At 50.9% G+C, this 17,857-nt stretch carries 17 protein-coding genes and 1 pseudogene; 4 read left to right on the plus strand and 14 right to left on the minus strand.

From position 1 onward, the window contains the following. Together JIN85_RS15085 and JIN85_RS15090 are read left to right on the plus strand one after the other, a co-directional pair. Positions 1–278, plus strand: a 278-nt coding sequence (locus JIN85_RS15085) for a PIN domain-containing protein (protein WP_325109541.1), incomplete at its 5' end; no start/stop codon positions are given. A 162-nt stretch (positions 279–440) separates the two neighbouring features. Continuing rightward, a complete protein-coding gene (locus JIN85_RS15090) occupies positions 441–2,960 on the plus strand; it encodes a phosphocholine-specific phospholipase C (RefSeq protein ID WP_200272213.1) in 2,520 nt (839 codons plus the stop codon). 90 nt (positions 2,961–3,050) lie between these two features. On the opposite strand, the gene JIN85_RS15095 is transcribed toward JIN85_RS15090, so the two are convergent. Continuing rightward, positions 3,051–3,272, minus strand: coding sequence for a hypothetical protein (locus JIN85_RS15095; RefSeq protein ID WP_200272215.1), 222 nt, complete (start codon positions 3,270–3,272; stop codon positions 3,051–3,053). A 275-nt stretch (positions 3,273–3,547) separates the two neighbouring features. Between JIN85_RS15095 and JIN85_RS21420 the strand changes: the two genes are divergently transcribed. Further along, positions 3,548–3,871 (plus strand): hypothetical protein, encoded by a 324-nt coding sequence (locus JIN85_RS21420; protein WP_234047454.1) that lies wholly within the window; start codon positions 3,548–3,550, stop codon positions 3,869–3,871. A 16-nt stretch (positions 3,872–3,887) separates the two neighbouring features. Here JIN85_RS21420 and JIN85_RS22125 read toward each other — a convergent pair. The 6 genes and pseudogenes from JIN85_RS22125 to JIN85_RS15125 all read right to left on the minus strand — a co-directional run. Beyond that, positions 3,888–4,004 (minus strand): annotated as a pseudogene (locus tag JIN85_RS22125) (GTP-binding protein); the annotation flags it as partial. 6 nt (positions 4,005–4,010) lie between these two features. Next, the gene (thrS, locus tag JIN85_RS15105) at positions 4,011–5,735 is read right to left on the minus strand and encodes a threonine--tRNA ligase (protein WP_200272219.1); all 1,725 of its coding nucleotides are present in this window, start codon (positions 5,733–5,735) and stop codon (positions 4,011–4,013) included. A gap of 66 nt (positions 5,736–5,801) precedes the next feature. Then, positions 5,802–6,032, minus strand: coding sequence for an FmdB family zinc ribbon protein (locus JIN85_RS15110; protein ID WP_200272221.1), 231 nt, complete (start codon positions 6,030–6,032; stop codon positions 5,802–5,804). A gap of 1 nt (position 6,033) precedes the next feature. After that, complete coding sequence (locus tag JIN85_RS15115) at positions 6,034–6,861, minus strand: TatD family hydrolase (RefSeq protein ID WP_200272223.1); 828 nt, start codon at positions 6,859–6,861, stop codon at positions 6,034–6,036. A gap of 12 nt (positions 6,862–6,873) precedes the next feature. Then, the gene (locus JIN85_RS15120) at positions 6,874–7,104 is read right to left on the minus strand and encodes a hypothetical protein (protein ID WP_200272225.1); all 231 of its coding nucleotides are present in this window, start codon (positions 7,102–7,104) and stop codon (positions 6,874–6,876) included. Positions 7,105–7,106: 2 nt separating this feature from the next. Then, the gene (locus tag JIN85_RS15125; RefSeq protein ID WP_200272227.1) at positions 7,107–7,469 is read right to left on the minus strand and encodes a nuclear transport factor 2 family protein; all 363 of its coding nucleotides are present in this window, start codon (positions 7,467–7,469) and stop codon (positions 7,107–7,109) included. Positions 7,470–8,326: 857 nt separating this feature from the next. On the opposite strand from JIN85_RS15125, the gene mobF reads away from it, so the two are divergent. Continuing rightward, entirely contained in the window at positions 8,327–9,580 is a 1,254-nt protein-coding gene (mobF, locus tag JIN85_RS15130) for a MobF family relaxase (RefSeq protein ID WP_325109552.1), read from the plus strand. A gap of 497 nt (positions 9,581–10,077) precedes the next feature. On the opposite strand, the gene cysS is transcribed toward mobF, so the two are convergent. The 7 genes from cysS to JIN85_RS15165 all read right to left on the minus strand — a co-directional run bounded on the left by cysS (position 10,078) and on the right by JIN85_RS15165 (position 17,651). Continuing rightward, complete coding sequence (cysS, locus tag JIN85_RS15135) at positions 10,078–11,475, minus strand: cysteine--tRNA ligase (RefSeq protein WP_200272230.1); 1,398 nt, start codon at positions 11,473–11,475, stop codon at positions 10,078–10,080. A gap of 47 nt (positions 11,476–11,522) precedes the next feature. Then, the gene (locus JIN85_RS15140) at positions 11,523–11,753 is read right to left on the minus strand and encodes a hypothetical protein (RefSeq protein ID WP_200272232.1); all 231 of its coding nucleotides are present in this window, start codon (positions 11,751–11,753) and stop codon (positions 11,523–11,525) included. Between the two features lie 135 nt (positions 11,754–11,888). Next, the gene (locus tag JIN85_RS15145) at positions 11,889–12,926 is read right to left on the minus strand and encodes a GTP-binding protein (RefSeq protein WP_234047455.1); all 1,038 of its coding nucleotides are present in this window, start codon (positions 12,924–12,926) and stop codon (positions 11,889–11,891) included. Further along, entirely contained in the window at positions 12,919–13,920 is a 1,002-nt protein-coding gene (locus tag JIN85_RS15150; protein ID WP_234047456.1) for a GTP-binding protein, read from the minus strand. The genes JIN85_RS15145 and JIN85_RS15150 overlap by 8 nt, the downstream gene beginning before the upstream one ends. A 3-nt stretch (positions 13,921–13,923) precedes the next feature. After that, positions 13,924–14,430, minus strand: a complete 507-nt coding sequence (gene hisI / locus JIN85_RS15155) for a phosphoribosyl-AMP cyclohydrolase (protein ID WP_325109557.1) — start codon at positions 14,428–14,430, stop codon at positions 13,924–13,926. Positions 14,431–14,751: 321 nt separating this feature from the next. Then, positions 14,752–16,011, minus strand: a complete 1,260-nt coding sequence (locus JIN85_RS15160; RefSeq protein WP_200272238.1) for an NAD(P)/FAD-dependent oxidoreductase — start codon at positions 16,009–16,011, stop codon at positions 14,752–14,754. After that, on the minus strand, positions 16,008–17,651 hold the full coding sequence (locus JIN85_RS15165; protein ID WP_200272240.1) for a nucleoside recognition domain-containing protein: 1,644 nt from the start codon (positions 17,649–17,651) through the stop codon (positions 16,008–16,010). Before JIN85_RS15165 ends, JIN85_RS15160 begins: the two co-directional genes overlap by 4 nt. Between the last annotated feature and the right edge of the window lie 206 nt (positions 17,652–17,857).

The following is a 17,857-nucleotide window of genomic DNA, read 5'->3' on the forward strand; positions in this document are numbered from 1 at the left end:
TCGATCGCGGCAAGCGGCGTGATCGATTGGCGGATCATTTCACCGGATTTGTCGCACAGGGGTTTGAAGGGCGCATTCTCTCTTTTGATGAACAATCAGCTCACATCTTTGCTGAGATCGCAGCGCGCCGCAATAAGAAGGAACTTAGCGGAAATGTCGTTGATATGATGATCGCTGGTATCGCCAAGAGCGTAAACGCTTCAATTGCGACCCGGAATACGAAGGATTTCGCCACCTCTGGTGTTAAACTGATTGATCCATGGCAGACGAATAGTTGATGGGGGAGTTCTACGATGCAGTCAGATGATAGAAATTTTCCAGCAAAGCCCCGTTGGTTAGAAGTTTACGTCATCCGAAAGTGATTGATGTTCTGTTCGAACTGAAAGATTTCATCATTGGCGCGGTTATACTGGTTTCTTCCAATCCACTGCCTTCAACTGATGCTTTCAAGACGTGATTTTTTACAGCGTGCCGCCATGTTATCCGGAGGCCTGGGAGCTTTGTCTGCAATGCCTCCGGCCATCTTAAAGGCACTGAACATCGAACCCGAAGAAGGTAGCACCTTCATGGACGCCGAGCATGTGGTGATCTTGATGCAAGAGAACCGGTCGTTTGATCATGCATTCGGAACTCTACGTGGCGTTCGTGGCTACGAGGATCCACGCGCCGTTACCCTGCCTGGAGGCAATCCTGTGTGGCTGCAAACCGACAGCGATGGCGATACGTATGCTCCTTTTGGTTTGAAGATTCATGAGACGAAGGCGACCTGGATGGGCTGCTTGCCCCATGTCCGCAGCTCGCAAATTGCTGCGGGAAACGATGGCAAGCACGATTGCTGGCTGAAGGCGAAGCAATCTGAATATGAGGAATATTCGAAATTGCCCTTAACCCTTGGTTACTATGACCGCAACGATGTTCCGTTTTATTATGCATTCGCAGATGCATTTACGATCTGTGATCAACATTTCTCCTCGGTTCAGTCATGCACCACACCCAACCGACTTTTCTTGTGGACGGGGACGAACCGCGATCCGCGTGATCCCGAGGCTCAGGTTCGACTTGATAATGATCAAATCGACCATGATTCCCATGCCGATTGGACGACGTTTCCCGAGCGCCTGCAGGATCTTGGAATCCCTTGGAAAATCTATCAGAATGAGATCGATTTCCCAACTGGGCTGACTCACACGCAAGACTCGTGGCTTGGCAATTTCGGGGACAATACGATGGAGTATTTTTCCCAGTATCACGTTGAGTTTGCTCCGGCTCATGTTGCTTTTTTGAAGGATCAAATCGGCGATCTAACCAGTCAGTTAGAAGAGGTCGGTGACGGCACTGAAAGCTTGGATGTGGATCAAAATAAAGACACCAAAAGAGCTGAGTTAGCCAAGCTTAAGGAAGAGCTTGAGGCATGTTCACCGGAAGCATTTGGAAAATTATCCGCTCGCGAACGCGCCCTTCATCAAAATGCATTTACGACCAATACGGGTGACCCGCTGCAGCGTGAAATCGTGACTCTCGAATATCGAGATGGTGATACAAACCGTAAAGTCAAAGTGCCCGCTGGCGATGTATTGCATCAATTCAGGCATGATGTGAAGACCGGCAAATTGCCTACGGTTTCGTGGTTGGTCGCCCCGGAAAACTTTTCAGACCATCCGAGTGCGCCTTGGTATGGAGCTTGGTATGTTTCGGAAGTCTTGGATATTCTGACGGGTGATCCCGAAGTTTGGAAAAAGACGATCTTCATTCTAACATATGATGAAAACGATGGCTACTATGATCACATTCCGCCATTCGTTCCACCGCATCCGGCCGAGCCGGGGAGTGGTGCGGTGTCGGATGGCATTGATACCGCTTTGGAATTCGATGAAACCGGCCATCCGATTGGTCTCGGATATCGGGTGCCGATGGTGATTGCATCGCCTTGGTCGCGCGGCGGGTATGTTTGTTCCGAGGTTTTCGACCACACCTCAGTGCTTCAATTTCTGGAGGTGTTTCTGGCGAAAAGAACTTCTTCAAAGCTGAAAGAAACAAACATCAGCACTTGGCGCCGGACGATTTGCGGAGATCTAACTTCAGCCTTTCAATCCAATGGCATGGAAAAAGGGGAGAATCCTTCACCCGTGAAGCGCGACCCGTTCGTTTCCCAAATCCACCGCTCGAAGTTTAAAGGGCAACCCGACAGCTATAAAAGTTTAACGATGGATGAGATTCAGGAAATTCGCCAAAACCCGCAGAAGTCACCCTTGTTGCCGCAGCAGGAACCAGGTGGTCGGCCATCACGTGCTTTGCCCTATGAACTCGATGCCGAAGGTCGCCTGAACCGTGATGAGGAGAAATTCTCAATCATCTTCGAAGCGGGACAACGTGTGTTCGGAGAAAAGAGTGTAGGTGCACCATTTCAGGTCTATGCACCTGGCATTTATCATCGGGATGAGGTCGCGGAGACTTCAGATACGGAGACGACCGACGAGACATGCCGTAGGTGGTCATTTGCGGTGAGTGCCGGTGACAAAATTGAATATTCCTGGCCGCTAGCGGCCTTCGAAAACGGTCTCTACCACCTGCGTAGCTACGGGCCCAATGGATTTTATCGGGAATACCGCGGTGACATGACCGATCCAGGAATGGATATCGGCATTTCCTACGAGACGAATACCGGCGGACAACTTGTGGTGGATCTGAAGAACCTTCAGCGATCGAAATCAATTCGAGTCATCATTACGGATCTGGCCTATGGGAGCGCCCCCATCATCAAGACTCTGTCTCCCAACCAATCGGTTTTGCAGCGGCTTGAACTCACAGGACAGTTCAATTGGTATGATTTCAGCATCACCATCGACGATGCCCCACACTTCCTCAGACGTTACGCCGGTCGCGTGGAAACAGGAAAAGACGGCATGAGCGATCCTGTGATAGGCCGCCGTGGTTCAATGCTCGGAAATGGGATTCAATGAAGATTTTTTAAGCACTAGATGTCTATCAATGCTGTGGTCCCGTGTAACAGCACTTGCTGATACGCTCCTCAGCTGCACCAAGATAGATAATCAGCTCTGACTTGATTTGGCTTCGTTAAGAGCCTTTTCAAACCATGCAATTACTTGTTTGTAATACTCTTCGCCATAAGTGGTAAGAAACGACTGTGTTTTTTCATCTTTGAGATTCCGGAGTGCTGCTGCCCGCTCGGTGCAGTAGGCTTCGGTGAGGTGGAGCCCGCATTTTTGGGTAATTGCTAATTTCCAGTCTTCGTAATTGGTAAACGTGTGCATGTGACGAATCGATGAGCATCCTTATCAAAGATGAATGCAGTTGCAAATGATTTGCATAAAATGCAGAGGGAAGTTAACACCGCTTTGTGAGTACGCCATCTGATGCTGAAAGTAGCGATAGTTCCTTGCCAGTCTTGGGAAAAAGAAAGGTTTTCGCAAGCGGGCTTTGGCTGGGCGGTGTGCCGGGACTTCCCACCATACAAGATATTTCCCAGCCTGTGGTGGAACCTTCACCCAGTCCGATCCAGAACCCAAAAGAGGAGGCGAAGCGAGTCGTGAAACGACTTAACCGTATCGCGGCCGATCACTTGCAGTCCGCAGCGAGGATGGGGGTGAAACCTGAAGACCTGAGTTTCCAATTAGTGATCGATTGGCTTCGGCAGCATGCCGAAGGCAAAAATCCGACATTACGGTCGTGTGGCGATGAAATTCTGGATTACCTCCACCAAGCTCTGATCGACGATCTTTTGTTGGAACCTGCGAATATTCTTTTGGCCACACGGACCGGGCGAGACTCGATCCGATATGATGCGATGGACCCTGCCTTTTGGCTGGAATGTCTGGATCTTTTTGAAACTGCTCTTTCCGAATCTCAATGAATCCGAGTTTTCGTATGGTGGCGTGTTCATGGATCAGGCGGCTGAGGAAAGTCGTTTTGCCAGCTCCCAGAAATCCGGTGATTAAAGTCACATTCATGCCATCAAAGAACGGGGGTGATAGTGCGTCGGGCATAACGGACTAGCGGGCAAGCCGTGTGGGCAGTGCAGTGAAGAAATCGTTGATGCCTATAAACCCTTCATCGCCATGACTCCTTGATCTAACTGATACACAACCTGCCTCGGCTTCGCGTCTGCCAAGAATCAGCATGAGGGGAGTCTTGTCGAGTTGAGCTCGGCGGATTTTTGCACCGATTGGGTCCTTGCTGCCATCGATTGCAGCTCTGACCCGTAGTTTTTTACATCGTGAATGTAGCTCGGCAGCCATCTCCGATTGTCCATCGCTAATGGGAAGAATGCGGATTTGTTCCGGAGCCAACCATAACGGAAAATCGCCAGCGAAATGCTCAATGAGAAGTCCCATGAAACGTTCAATGGAACCAAAGACGGCGCGGTGAATCATCACTGGACGGTGGGGGCAGTTGTCCTTGCCGGTGTATTCAAGGGAGAATCGTTCCGGTAGGCTGAAGTCGACCTGGATTGTCCCGAGTTGCCATGAGCGGCCGAGGGCATCAAGTGCCATGAAGTCGAGCTTAGGTCCGTAGAATGCGGCTTCGCCTAGACCGGTGGTGTGTTCGAGTCCTAGCTCTTTCACCACTTCAATGATGCAACGTTCAGCCGGATTCCAGAGCTCATCCCCACCGGCATATTTGTTCCTGTTCTCTGGATCGCGGAGGGACACACGACATTTGGTTTTGAGATCAAAAACGGCCATCACTTCCTGAACGAGACTCAGACAATTCTTGAACTCGTCCTTCAGCTGATCCGCGGTGCAGAAAATATGTCCGTCATCCTGCGTGAATCCACGGACACGCACCAGTCCGCTCAATTCTCCACTTTGTTCCATCCGGTAAACGGTGCCGAATTCCGCATAGCGCTGTGGCAGGTCGCGGTAGCTTCGAGGTTCCACTGTATAGGCCTGGATGTGCATTGGACAGTTCATCGGCTTCAGCAGGAACTGCCGGTCATCGATGTGAATCGGTTCGTACATACTATCTGCATAGTAGGGATAGTGGCCGGATGTTTTGTAGAGATCAATCGACCCTATGTGTGGCGAATGGACGCTGTCATAGCCGTAGTCAAAAAGCTTCTCTGCTATCAGTTTCTCCAACTCGTTGCGGATGATGGCTCCTTTTGGTAGAAGCAGGGGAAGTCCGCTGCCGATGGTAGGGTCGATGCGGTAGAGCTTGAGCTGCTGACCCAGCTTGCGATGGTCCCGCAGGGCTGCTTGTTCGAGCTTTATTAAGTGATCCTCAAGTTCTGAGGAGTGGAAGAATGCCGTTCCATAAATGCGTTGGAGCTGCGGCTGAGTCTCATCGCCCCGATGGTATGAACCGGCGATTGATTGCAGCTTGAAGGCACCGATTTGGCCGGTGGATTTCAAATGAGTTCCTGCACAAAGATCGGTAAACTCGCCGTTTTGAAAGAAGGTGATGGTTTCTCCTTCGGGGATGTCGGCAAGGCGGCCGACTTTGAAAGCCTGGCCACGGCTCTGGAAATAATCCAATGCTTGCTCACGTCCGATTTCCTTCCGGATGAACTGCTGATCCTCCGCGACAATGGCACGCATCGTTTCTTCAATGGCCGGGAAATCCTCAGGGCTGAAACGGTGCGATCCGGTGACGTCGTAATAAAATCCGTTGGCAGTGGGTGGCCCGATGTCGAGCAGGGTGTCTGGAAACAAGCGTAGGATGGCAGCGCCCATTACATGAGCGGTGGAGTGGCGAAGTTCTTCTAGCGGTGACATGTATGAAATCGAGAAATGGTGAATCCGTGGAGTGGGGCAGGTAGTTCGTGAATGATGATGAATTTCTTACCCACAGCATGGGCCGCCATCGTGTGAGCAAGAAGGTGCAGCGACAGTTGGCGACGATCGACCTCGTAACCCCATCGGACGGAAGCCACCGCTGATCACCCGGCGGACCGGCTGGCCGGTTTTCGGATCGCAGGACAGAGGCGCCTCTTTCATGCTTTGCTTGAGTTCGAAAGCACGGACTTCCGGATAATCTTCGGTTGGGATAGTTTCGTATTGATAGGTGGGCATTTCAGGTGCGGAGTTCGCTAACTTGGAGAGGTTGAATGTCGAACTTCGGGTTTTGACCAAGAAAACGGCACGGGTTATTGTGGAAAACCTCTATGGCTTCTTGAAGGCTGTGACCACGTCGGCGGAATTCCATAATGCATTCCTGCAAGGTGAATGGATCACTCGGTCCCCAATCGGCGGATGAATTCACTAAAATTCGCTCCGTTCCGTATCGTTCCAGTGAATCAACAACACGCTTTGGGCTGCATTTGGTGATAGGATAAAGTGTCATTCCGACCCAGTAACCGGCATCCAGACAAAGGCGGATCGTTTGCTCTTCCACGTGATCAATCCAGATCTTGGAGGGGGCTACATCGAGACCTGCCAGAATTTCCAAAGTGCGTTTGGTGCCTTGCATTTTGTCACCGAGATGTGGCGTGTGAATGAGGACCAGTTGATGGTGCTTCATGGCAAGTTCGACATGTGCCTGCAGCGCGTCGCACTCATTCCGTGTTGAATGGTGGAGACCGGTCTCACCTATGCCCAGAACAGTGGGCCGTGAGAAAAATTCCGGCATCACCTTTAAGACTTCGGTCGTCAGCTCCCTGTTCTCAGCTTCCTTTGGATTCACCGCTACCCATGAGAAGTGCCGTATCCCATAGTGGGCAGCGCGGGTTGGTTCGAAATCACTAATCTGGCGGAAATAATCGATGAAGGTTTCCGGATACCTGCGGTCAAAGCCGGCCCAGAAGGCAGGCTCAGCTACGGCAACGACCCCGGACATCGCCATGCGTTCATAGTCCTGGGCAGTACGGGCAATGGCGTGATAATGCGGCTGAATGATTTGCATGCGATGCTGAGGTCAGGTAGCGGCGAATAATTCCAACAGCATCTCGGTTCTTTCGGAGCCGAATTCCGGCGATGCCAGTTGCTGCAATGCTTGGCGCAGCACCCGCAGTTTTTTGTCATCCGGTGCGGGCACGCCTGATCGCTGGACTGCTGAGTCGTAGCGATCGAACCATGCAGCTAATTCCAGCGCCATGTACCGAGCCTCCAGGAAATAGGTGTCTACGACCTCTTGCGGTTCGAGCATGATCACGAAAGCTGACGTGGAACTTGAGAGGAATGATGATGGACGATCGGACTGCCCTGCGTGAGATCCATGGCAAATGTGAACCTAGCTTCAAAGCTAAGGATTTCGCCATCGATCGCAAACCGGAAGCAATAGATTCCGCTGATCACATCCATCGAGCCAACGGTTTGGCTGCGAACGGTTTTTTCGTGGAGGCTGACGCTAAGTTCGTCCCGGCTTGCCAAGCGTTCGAAATATCGGCGGCGGCCTTCTTCGTTAGCGATTGTTCGAGATGAGAAGGTGGGAAGTAGGACGGCGTCAGCGGAGTAAAGCTCCAAAACTTTCTCAGTCTCACCTTGATTGATTCCGTGGATCCAAGTGTCCAACAGTTGTCTCGAATTTATTGATGCGATCATGGCTAAAAATCAGGCTGTAACCCGATATCGACCAGTTCATCGCATTTGGGTGCGCATAAACTGGAATTTTAAGGATTACGCCTGCGCAAATACATCAGGAATGAGTCACAAATGCAAATAATTTGCAAAAAGAAATTTATGATCACTGGGATATCGGTCGCGCAGGCGAGCCTCATAACTCTAGAATAGGTTTTTGTATCTAGCTGGTTCCTGCTTTCACAATTGCTAAGCCGTTGTCTGTGCCAAGAGAAGTGGCGCTTGGGAGCGGTGAAGAAAGGCCAAGCAAGGTTCCAAAAAGCTAAGCCAAGAAGCCAAGAAGCCAAGACACAATACCCTAAGCGCTGCGCGCTTAGGAAAAAGCCAAGTTGCCAAGGTCGTGCCAAGTATCCGGCAAGCCGAAAACAAGGGTAGGCCAAGCCGAATGCAAGTATTTGCCAAGTTAAAAAACAACGGTCCGGCAAGGCGGGTTTGGCGTATCAGAGGGTGATGACCTCCAACTTTGAACCCTATCTGCCCCTGAACCAAAGCCGTCTTGAGCCTTGGCGCTCAGAAATCATAGCGATGCGCTCAGCGGGTTGGCCGTGCCGGAACATCGCTAACTGGCTCGCCAGCCACAAAAAACTCGAAGTCAGCAGGGAAGCCGTCAGGCAGTATTGTGTCAGACGAAGGATTGCGAAGTGTACAAAACGCCCGTTGTTCGAGAAGGTCGATGATTCGGGTGATGGCGCAGTGGTTACACAAATTCACAGGACTTCACCGGCGAAGTCCCACCGCATTCAGAAGCGGTTTCATTACGACGATCAGAACCCGATTGATCTCAAAAAGATATGATCACCGTCACTCAAATACGGGGAGGGGGAGGATACATGAGCCAGCATCTCTCGATGAATGACTATTATTCAGAGGGAGAAGAAGTGGTCGGTCACTGGTTAGGTAAGGCCGCTGAACAATTAGGGATCGAGGGGCAACCAGTAAGGCAAGCGGACTTCGAAGCTTTGCGGTCCAACCGTCACCCCCAAACTGGACAGAAATTACGTCCACGCAGGGCAAAGGTTGCTTACCATGATTTTGTGGTTTCAGCTCCCAAGTCCGTGAGTATTGCCGCCATGACAGGCGGCGATGACAGGCTGTTGAAAGCATTTGACCACTGCGTAAGGAACACATTCGAGCGCCTTGAGGGGTTTGCTGCCATCCGGGTCAGAACAGGTTCGTCTTATCAATCCGAGGAGTTAAAAGTCACTGGGAATGCAGTGGCCGCAGCCTTTCGGCATGATACAAGCCGCATGCTTGATCCCCAGCTCCACACGCATTTGGTATTCGCGAATTTGACATGGGATGAATCTAATAGTCGATGGCTTGCGCTGCAGCCAAAGCAAATGGCCGAACAGGCTGGTGGAGCAGTCCGTAGAGCATTTTATCGTGAACTCGAACATGCATGTCAGCAACTTGGCTATGAAACCGAACGTGTTGGCGAGGCATTTCGCTTGAAAGGCATTCCTCAGGAAATGGAGGCTCTGCTTAGCCAACGGTCAGTTCAACGGCGGGCATTCGAACACCGATATACGGACGTTTTTGGTCAAGCTCCCGACAAAAAGAGGATCGAACAATTCATCAAGGAAGGGCATTCCTCTGCTACGAAGCGGTTCCGGAAGGAATACACCGCGAAGTTTGGTGCAAGTCCGAATTCAAAACTAGAGCAGTCATTCATTCGTGATTGGCGCTCGGCAAAAATGGAGACTTCTAATCGTAGCAATGTCCATGCTTTGCAGCGAGAACGCCTTGGCGACGTCAATCTAAAACAGCTTGATCGGATTGTCGAAGTGACGAAGCGTTCAACTGAGATCATCATGCAACCAGTACCGCAACAGGAATCGCTCATAAAGCAGATGCCTCCGAAAGTTGGATCTGCAATGAAATCATCAGAACCTAAAGTCACAAAGAAACGAGCGAAGGTAAATCGGATAGAAGCAGCTAGAAGACTGCGACGAGGGATGGCAGTGACAAGAGCGTTACAGGGACAGCCTCGGGGAATAATCCTTCGTCAAATCAGCGAATTGAATCGAAAACGTCATGAACGATAGTACTTTTGAATGTTATGATATAGAACCCGGCTCTCCAACATTGACCTTGGTCTTACCCGATCAGGAAAAGATGCTGCCATGGAGTGCATTTCACGAAGGGGATTTCAAAGAGGATAAGATTCTCCTAAAAATGGACGCTTGGTCCATCCAGATTCTTGGGGCTGATCTTGGGGCACTTTGGCGTGCCTTACAGCTACAGGATGTTAGAGTGATCCGGCCCCTAGATCATGTTGAGCCTGGGGATAGCCATGTGTCAAAGTTGGTTTTAGATGCATCATGAACTGATTTGATTTTAGTATTAATACTATGGCATTTTGGATATTTTAAGATGTATATCAATATGTGCGTTATTTATGATTTTTATTAAATTGTGTGAGTGAATAAAATTTTGAGAAGCTTGGCAATATGGTGATGTAAATCAAAATATGTATTTAATTAAAAATGAAGTATAGACTGGTTGTGGTGCTGTATCAATCAGTGAGACTGGGCAGTTCTGATTAGAGTGGATAGAGCGTATAGGAATCGGTGGAATCACTGACCTGCCAGCCGGAGTTCGCAAGTTGTACACGCAACAAGTCGGCATTGTGCCAATCTTTGTGTCTTCGCGCGTGAAGCCGTTCGGCAGCTAGTGCGTGAACCCATGGCGGGGCTTCTCCCTCGTGGTTCGGAGAAAGTATGATTCCGAACAGATGGAGAACCAAAGCGAAGCCATGCTGATATTGCTCACACTGTGCTTGACTGCAGCGGTCGGCATCGAGATCAGCCGTGATTTTTCGAGTGATGGTAAATAGTCGCCCCAGTGCTTCGGCACTGTTGAGGTCATCACATAGGGCTTCGACGACTGGTAGAAACACACCGAAGCCCTCGGGTGCGGGAAGCAGGTAGCCAGGGTCTCCGCCAAGACGCTGATGGAGGAGACCGAGACGTGAGATGGCTTTCCGTGCTGCGGCTAGTGAAGCAAAAGTGAAGTTCAATGGCTGGCGATAAGTCCCGGACATCAGGACATAACGCAGTTCATTGGCGGAATATCCTCGATTCCGCAGATCTGCCAATGTGTGAAGATTACCCAGCGATTTACTCATTTTACGTCCGTCCACCAGTAAATGGGCGATATGAAACCAGTGTTGAACGAAAGGCTTGCCAGTGGCGGCTTCACTTTGAGCGATTTCATTTTCATGATGTGGAAAGATGAGATCGACACCACCTGAGTGGAGATCGAAGCTTTCGCCAAGATGCTTCATCGACATCGCGCTGCACTCGATGTGCCAGCCCGGGCGGCCCTGTCCCCAGGGGGAATGCCAGGAATTTTCTCCGTCATCGGGCCGATAAGATTTCCATAACGCGAAGTCGGCGGCAGATTCCCGTTCGTATTCATCTTGTGACAGTCTACCAGATCCAGTGGTGATCGACCTTTCGTTCAGTCGGGATAGAGCACCGTATTGTGGGAATGATGCGGTGTTGAAATAAACCGATTTGTCATTCGCAACATAAGCATGACCTTTCGAAAGTAGCTTTTCGATGAGTGCGATCTGATCTGGAATGTGGGCGACAGCTGATGGTTCGATGTGAGGTGGAAGTAAATTCAATTCGGCACAGTCACGGTGGAAGCGCCCGGTCCACTGTCGGGTGAAAGTGGCTAGTGTCTGGTTTTCCGCTTGGGATCGGAGAATCGTCTTGTCATCGACATCAGTTAGATTGCGCACATGTCGGGTAGGGGTGCCTGTCATCTCGACAACACGACGAAAAAGATCCTGCATGACGAAGGTCCGAAAATTGCCGATATGGGCAGGACCATAAACCGTGGGACCGCAGCAATAAAACCGAAGTGTCGTGCCGTCCGATGGCAGGATCGGGCATAGTTTGCGCGACATGGTGTCATAAAGGCTGAGTTGCATGGGACAGGTTTGTTAGATGATAAGAGTTTGAGACATGAAGTTGGGGATCAAGCTTCGTCTAATAATTTTAACAGTACCTCGGTTCTTGGAGTGGAATTGTCTCCGAACGCGAGATAGGCCATTGCCTGGCGAATGGCTCTCAACTGGCTTTCCTGTTCATCAGTGATCTTTCCGTTTACTCTGGCAGCATCCCATTGGTCGAAAATTTCGGCCATTGCCAAAATGGTGTCACGCGCTTCGAGGCATTGATCGTCGATGAGATTTTGAAATGTAGGCATTAAAGGTCAAATTGGTCGACGAAGGTTTCTGATAGATTTTGAAACTGCCTGAATTCTGTATAAATATAACAGTGCGGTTTCAGAGAAATCTCATGAACGTCAATGCTGGTAGTGGTTTGATCGATGATCAGATTCTTATTCAGAAATTTTCTGCTTATGGTGAGAAAGCAAGGCGGGGAGTCGGGTCGGCGTGAAGTTGACTTCCCCTGCACTTGGAGGCGGAGCCGCAAGAAGCTCTTTCAAGGATTGCTGAATCGCTTGAGAATCGAGTTTGATACCGATGAAAACCGCACAGGGTAAGGTGGTTTCAGGCATTTTCCCTTTGAGAATGGTCGGGCGTTCAAGCTCATCGTCCGTACGCTGAAAAAAACAGGCTTCATGTTCACTGTTGATGAGTCTTACAGCGCCTTTAATCCTGAGTATGTGAGCTGGGAATGAGACTAGCCAACGGATGAGATCTTCTTCGCGAAGTGCTGGGAGTTCAATTCGCGTGGCGACGTGGTGATGAGCGTGCCCGATTGGTGCTGACAAATTCAGCTCTGGCTGGGGAATCGCGCTTTGCGACAAAGCCCGGATCACTTTTGCGAAGTCGGGAATAGACAGAACTCTTTCTGCATGCGGATTAATTTTTGATAAGTCGGTTCTGAGTCGTAGTTGTTGCTTTAAGGAAGCAGCAGAGCTTCGGTTCGTCAGGATATGGCTTGCTGTTGCTGCCTGTGCGCGCTCCAAACTCCGATCCCAAGGTAGCAGCCGTTTTTGCCAGCGTTTTTCATTGATTATGTTGACTTGTAAGACCGGACCGAAGCGTTGGAAATGTCGAGGCAGCAAGGTGACGAGCTCGATCAGCGGATAGGGATCGGTCGTTCCATTTGCCTCTATGAAAACTATTGGTGGTGGCTCATTTCTGATTGCATGCAGTGTCCGGTTCAGCGCGTCGCTTGATTCGCAACAGACGCATCCAGCAGAGATGGCATGCACTTCGTCGACGACTCCCTTCAAGGTAGCTGAGTCGATTTCAGCGTTCAAGAAATCGTTTAGAATGACATAAGGGCGGCGAGCGCAATCCGACAACAGGGGTAACAATTCGCGGAGGAACGTCGTCTTTCCGGCACCTAGGAAGCCGGTGACAATTACCAATGGTATTTTGTTAGAAATCGTTAGAGTGTTACTCATCTTCGGGAATTTTCACGCTTGGGCCAAAATGCTGCCTGGCGTGTTCAAGCAATTCATTGGGATCAAGTTGAGGGCCGATGCAGATCGCGGATGTCGGAACCCGGTCGCTGATGGGGACTTCGAGAGGTTTCGGCATGGTATCGAGTCCGACCCGTTCGAACAATTTGCGACATCCAGGTTCCTCGATAAGGGTGACGAGCGCTTTTGCCCTGATGACGGATTCGGGCAATGACGCCAACCAGGAAGTAACCTGTTTTAGTCTGAGGCGAGGAGGGAGGAGAATCTGACAGCCAGTGAATGTGTGCGAAAGATGATGTCCGTGTTGGTGATGAGCGTGAGCGGAGGGATGTTCTTCAGTTTTGCTAACGACAACGGGTGACGAGGTGGCGATGACTCCTGCTAAATTTGCCGCCAAGCGACTTGCGATGGTCCTTGATGCGTAGGGATTCAATTTTTGAATCTGGGTAAATAATTCCTTCCGTTTGGACTTCGGCACAGAATCCAGGTGGCTCAGCAGAAAATGGCTCGCGGTTTGCAGCTGCTGGACTTCGAGTTCATCGTAATAGCCACGGTTGCCGAAATGCCTGGCATCAATGACGCCGATTTGCCAGCGCGGGCGGAACCGGAGTTTTCGCTCGAGCAATGTGAATGATTCTAACAGCGGAATGGGGTCCGCAGTGCCATTGAGCTCCACCAACAAAACATCACTGCGTGTTGTTTGAGCTGCGACAGCGAGATCTACCAAATCTTTCAAGCCACTGCAGCAAGCGCAGCTGGAAGCAAGTGGGGCAATGGTAGCTGCTTTTTCCTGCAAGGTTTCAGCATCGAGGTTGGCATTCTCGTAATCGTTGAGAATAACGTCTGCGGTAAGTTGATGCGGCACGAGTTGCTGCAACAGATCACGCAGGAAGGTGGTTTTCCCAGCTCCCAGAAATCCTGAGATCAGCACCATGGGACGCATGGAAACCAGTTCTGGCAAAGGTTCAAGAAGCATCACTCAAAGACGAGTCGGATTCGGGGTGTCACCATAAACTGCAACGGGGTCGAATGCTTTGCCGGTCTCAATAAAGGTCAGCTGGATGGGTTTTTCTGACTTTCGACCTATCGGAACCTCGCGATAGAAACAGCTCCGGTAACCGACGTGACAGGATGCCTCCTGGCCACCACCAACCGGAGGAGTGAGTCCTACTTCGATTACCACGCAATCCTGATCATCATCGATCAGCATGCGTTTCACCTGTTGTACCATTCCTGAAGTCTCACCCTTTTTCCAAAGCTTGCCGCGGGAACGCGACCAATAATGAGCAAGGCCGGTCTCAATGGTCAGCTGCAATGCTTCCCGGTTCATCATGGCAAACATCAACACTTGCCGTGTGTTCGAATCGAGGGTGATGCAAGGAATCAATCCATTGCTATCAAACCTAGGAGCAAACTGATCGCTTTCCTCCACTTGCTCAACGCTCAATCGATCACGATAAATTCCAGTATTCTCTGAGTTGCTCACGGAAGGAGTAAAACCTGCGCGATCAGCAAACGCAAATAAATTGCATTAAAAATTTTGATGCACCAAGACCAAACAAGTGTCGTTAGAGGGGATCGCTCCGTTTCCAATCGGAACCCCTAATGTCAAATCTCAGCCCATCCAAAGGGCCTTCGACTACTTCAGCGACCAGAAATTGAAGCGAGCAAAGGGTATTGGCGGGGATGAGAATTTCTCCCTTGAATCCTTCAGGATAGTCTTGGCCAACCAAACGCTGGGTTGAGAAATCCTTGGCCAATCGGGCATAATTTCGGCTTGAGTTCATTCGCACGCCATCGCTGAAGGTTAGCTGCGAGTGCCTGTGGGCTGAGAGGGAGCTGTGCGTTCGGCCGCAGCCTTGGAGTAGGCACGGGCCCTCGCATCCTGAGGTTCAGCTGCGCTGGGGATAGCACACTCGCAGTTGGTGCAGCATTCCAGGTCCTCCTGAAGCATGCCCATTTCGGCAAATGGCTCCAGTGCCTTAACGTCCAGACTGAGTCTAGTTGCGATTTCTCGGGCGATCACTCCAAACCTCGCGCGGAATTTATAGATGAAGCAGAATTTTGCTTCCCGGTGCTGCAGCAGCGGTCCGCTGTAAAACAGATTCGGTGTGATGGTGCTTTCATCCGCCTCCTCCGTGAATACGACTCGGCCTTTTTGAATTTCGAAATGTTCGATGACCTGCATCAGGCTGCCGAGGAAACCTGTTGCCAGAATCGGTTGGGTGGAGATGGTGAAAGGAATTTCGTCGCGGTCGAACAAGACCCATTTACCACCGGTCGATAGCACGCGCGAGATGTCGGCATTGCGGTAAAGGTGGAGGCGGCTTTCGCGGCCGGGGAGGGTTTCTCTCAAACGATCCCTGGTGTAAGGACTCAGGGCTGCGCTCGGATCGGTGGAAGAATCTCCCCATGGCTCGCCACGTGAGAATAGGTGAACGGTTTTCCCCGCACGCAGCAGATGAATAGCAGCATCGATTCCGCTTTCATATCCACCAATCACTGCAAATTCATTGCCGGATAGCTGATTCCAGTCCGTGACCTTGGTGTTGTGGATACAGTGTTCAGCTCCATCAATGTTGTTTTCGAGTGGATAGAAATATTCACCCGCAGCCCAAACAACAAAACGTGATGTGAAGCGGCCGGAACTGGTTTCCAATTCAAAGCACGAGTCGGAGCTATTTGGCTCGGAAGCGTCTTTGCGGATTTCTTCGACGCGAATATTGCATCTCACATCGATCTGATGATGGCTGGCAACCGCACGCAGATAGGTCGCATATTCTGCTCCTGTCGGGTGTTCAGAACGCAGAAAATCAGCCGGAGAGGTGTCTGGTGTAATGGCGTTCAAATCCAGGTGCTTGAATGGATTTGAGTAAAACGACGGTGTGATCAGGCGCATTTGTTTAGGCCAGTGACCGAAGGACGCACCGATGGTTTTGGCTTCCAGGATCGCCATTTTTTTCACTCCACAAGCTTGGAGGGCAACTGCGACTCCAAGTCCTGCGGGACCTGCGCCGATTATCAGCACATCGAAATGGGTTTCGGAGGATGATTGGATTGGATTCATGGAATAATGAGGCCGAGTATGATTGCGACGATGACGGAGGTGAGCGCTTGTCGACCTGCAAGCTTTGCCGCAACCGACCAGCCGAGTTCATTGCGGACTGTCCAAAGGGTCACAAGGCAAGCGGTGAGAGTTCCCGCCAGCCAGACCAGGGTGAATGCCTGACCGGTGCTCAAGGTGGCAGCCATGGAGCCGTTTCCTTGATTGATGATGAGGAGACCGTCCTTGCGGAGAATCGAAAACACTACGGCTGGTGCGGTCCATCCGGGGAGATGGAAAATGGACAATGCTGGAGAAAGAAGGGTTGCCAGTGTTGTAAGTAGGCCGATTTGTTCGAGCACGGCACCGACGATGCAGATCAGCAGGAAAATTGGCATCGCCTGGAATAGAAACTGGAGCAGAGAGGATTTGATCTTCCACCAAATCGCCAGAGGTTTCGGCCACTGGAGGAAGGATCTTTCACGTGATGGCAATAGCACCCGATTGGTGGCGGAGCCATTCCAGATTCGGGTATGGATCAAGCTGACCACAAACAGCAGAGCAAGGTACGGTGCAAATAGTAATCCGTGGCCACTTGCGCCGAGAACGGACAAGGTTGCGCCGATTTGGTAACTGCAGGCACTGCCGAAGGTGATCATGGAAACGCACGATCGGCGGGTGCAGCGTGAGCAGGCACGGCTTTGCTGCACGGCGACTACATTGCAACCATAACCAGTTAGAACAGGCATCAAGTCCCGACCTCCCAATCCAAATGCCCTTAGCAACGGATCCAAGCTGCGAATCATGCGGTCCTGGAGTCCGGATTGTTCGACCAAAGCAGTTGAGATCGAGAGAAACAAGACCACAGGGAACGCCCATAAAAACGAATACCACCCGAGTGTGATCAGACCGTATTGGCCGCAGAAAATAGCAGCAAGAAATGGTGGCAATAATTCACCTAGCCAACTCGTCAGCGATTGGATCACGGATCTGTCGATCATTGGCTGAACCGCATCCGCCAAGCGGAAGGCGGCGATCACCGGTAGCGCCCACAAGGCCCCTAACAGCAGGATGGAAATCAATGGCCCGATGATCGGGCGTTCGAACCAAGACGCGTTCGGCAACAGCCCCCAGCCCGGAACCGGCAAAGGTGGTTTGGTGGTGCCGGGTTTGCAGGCGCGGGCGATCGCCCTGAGAAGGTCGGTGCGGTTTTCGGGGCTAAGCTCCCGTGCGTCGAGCGTCACCACGGGAACAGCAAGAGAGGACTGATAATGCGCGGCAAGTCTCTGAACCTCGGTCGGATTTTTATCGGAGAACGTAACGGCAATGGCGATCCGTTTGCCTGCCAGTTTGATTTGCTTGAGCAGCTCACCCAGCTCATGTTGCAGATCAGTTCCACGAACTACGAGAAGTATCGTATCAGTGCTGCTGATCCGATCCATGGCAAGGCGAGTGGTGAGAGGATCTCCTTCAAGTCGTAAGCCGGGAGTATCCACCACATCACAGCGGCAGTCGTGGGAAAAACAACTCCTGCAACGGACGGTTGAGCCACGGAAATTCGCCTCCTCACCGGAAGCTTCGCGCGTAAGGCCGCGGAACAAGGAAGACTTCCCGGAGGACTCGAAGCCTGCGAGAACCAGACTTGGAACATTCAGCTCACTCATATTCGCGGATCGATTTCTTTATGAACCTATTTGTCCGCTAGAGTATGAGGTGCGCTGTGACGAATATTTTTCCCTGAAAATCATACAGTTATGTGTCGTTTGATCGGCGGCGAAATATCCACGAAAGCAAAAATAATGCAACTGCAAAAAAAATGCATCAGCATTACCGAATACAATTCGATGATTTGCATGAGTATAAAATTACC

Origin of the sequence: Luteolibacter pohnpeiensis, from assembly GCF_016595435.1 — a bacterium.
GTDB lineage: Bacteria > Verrucomicrobiota > Verrucomicrobiia > Verrucomicrobiales > Akkermansiaceae > Luteolibacter > Luteolibacter pohnpeiensis.

Coding starts and splice junctions, on each gene's coding strand:
- JIN85_RS15090 (WP_200272213.1), top strand. CDS start 441: ATGCTTTCAAGACGTGATTTTTTACAGCGTGCCGCCATGTTATCCGGA.
- JIN85_RS15095 (WP_200272215.1), bottom strand. CDS start 3,272: ATGCACACGTTTACCAATTACGAAGACTGGAAATTAGCAATTACCCAA.
- thrS (WP_200272219.1), bottom strand. CDS start 5,735: ATGTCACCGCTAGAAGAACTTCGCCACTCCACCGCTCATGTAATGGGC.
- JIN85_RS15110 (WP_200272221.1), bottom strand. CDS start 6,032: ATGCCCACCTATCAATACGAAACTATCCCAACCGAAGATTATCCGGAA.
- JIN85_RS15115 (WP_200272223.1), bottom strand. CDS start 6,861: ATGCAAATCATTCAGCCGCATTATCACGCCATTGCCCGTACTGCCCAG.
- JIN85_RS15120 (WP_200272225.1), bottom strand. CDS start 7,104: ATGCTCGAACCGCAAGAGGTCGTAGACACCTATTTCCTGGAGGCTCGG.
- mobF (WP_325109552.1), top strand. CDS start 8,327: ATGATCACCGTCACTCAAATACGGGGAGGGGGAGGATACATGAGCCAG.
- cysS (WP_200272230.1), bottom strand. CDS start 11,475: ATGCAACTCAGCCTTTATGACACCATGTCGCGCAAACTATGCCCGATC.
- JIN85_RS15140 (WP_200272232.1), bottom strand. CDS start 11,753: ATGCCTACATTTCAAAATCTCATCGACGATCAATGCCTCGAAGCGCGT.
- JIN85_RS15145 (WP_234047455.1), bottom strand. CDS start 12,926: ATGAGTAACACTCTAACGATTTCTAACAAAATACCATTGGTAATTGTC.
- JIN85_RS15150 (WP_234047456.1), bottom strand. CDS start 13,920: ATGCTTCTTGAACCTTTGCCAGAACTGGTTTCCATGCGTCCCATGGTG.
- JIN85_RS15160 (WP_200272238.1), bottom strand. CDS start 16,011: ATGAATCCAATCCAATCATCCTCCGAAACCCATTTCGATGTGCTGATA.
- JIN85_RS15165 (WP_200272240.1), bottom strand. CDS start 17,651: ATGAGTGAGCTGAATGTTCCAAGTCTGGTTCTCGCAGGCTTCGAGTCC.